The 693-nt window shown below is 66.4% G+C and carries 2 protein-coding genes; both read right to left on the reverse strand.

Translation table 11 applies throughout. The features are described from left to right. Positions 1 to 328, reverse strand: a 328-nt coding sequence (locus Mlute_RS15395) for a glutamine amidotransferase-related protein (RefSeq protein ID WP_407942661.1), incomplete at its 3' end; no start/stop codon positions are given. Beyond that, positions 325 to 693 (reverse strand): aldehyde dehydrogenase family protein (locus Mlute_RS15400; RefSeq protein WP_119361353.1); only part of this gene is annotated, 369 nt, incomplete at its 5' end. The genes Mlute_RS15400 and Mlute_RS15395, both read right to left, overlap by 4 nt.

Raw genomic sequence — 693 nt, forward strand, 5'->3', positions numbered from 1 at the left:
CTGCCCAGCGCTCCACCTTCCCCCCTAAAGCCTGCCCAATCATCTGGTGCCCGAAGCAGACCCCCACCAACCGGCTCCTCGAGGCCGCCACGGCCCGCACAAACGCCTCCAGCGGGGGAATCCAGGGCAAAGGGTCGTAGACCGAGGCCCGGGAGCCCGTAATCAGGTAGCCCGTGAAGTCTTCCACCCGCGCGGGGTACGCGCCCTTTCGCACATCAAAGGGGGTGAGGGGCAGGCCCAAAAGCCGCTCAAACATGGCGGGGTAGTCGCCCGCAATGCCCTCCAGGCCCGCAGGGGGCTCATCGCAGACCAGAACGGCCACCCTCATAGCCTACGCAGATGATACGACTTGGGCCGGGTGAGCTGCTCGTAGCCCAGAATGGAAAGCGAGCAGCCCCGCCCAGACTCCTTGACCCCCGTCCAGGCTAAGGCGGGGTCTAAGTAGTCGCAGCGGTTGAGGAAGACCGTGCCGGTCTCTAGGCCCGCCCCCAGCTCCAAAGCGGCCCCTTCATCTTTGCTCCAGATGGAGGCGGTGAGGCCGTAGGGGGAGTCGTTCATCAGCGCCAGGGCTTCCTCGTCGCCTCGCACCTTCATAATCCCCACCACCGGGCCAAAGCTCTCCTCCACCATCACCCGCATCCCGTGGTGCACGTTCACCAGCACCTGGGGGGCCAGGTAGGGGGTGCCGGGGGC

The sequence above is a fragment of the Meiothermus luteus genome (assembly GCF_003574085.1).
GTDB lineage: Bacteria > Deinococcota > Deinococci > Deinococcales > Thermaceae > Meiothermus > Meiothermus luteus.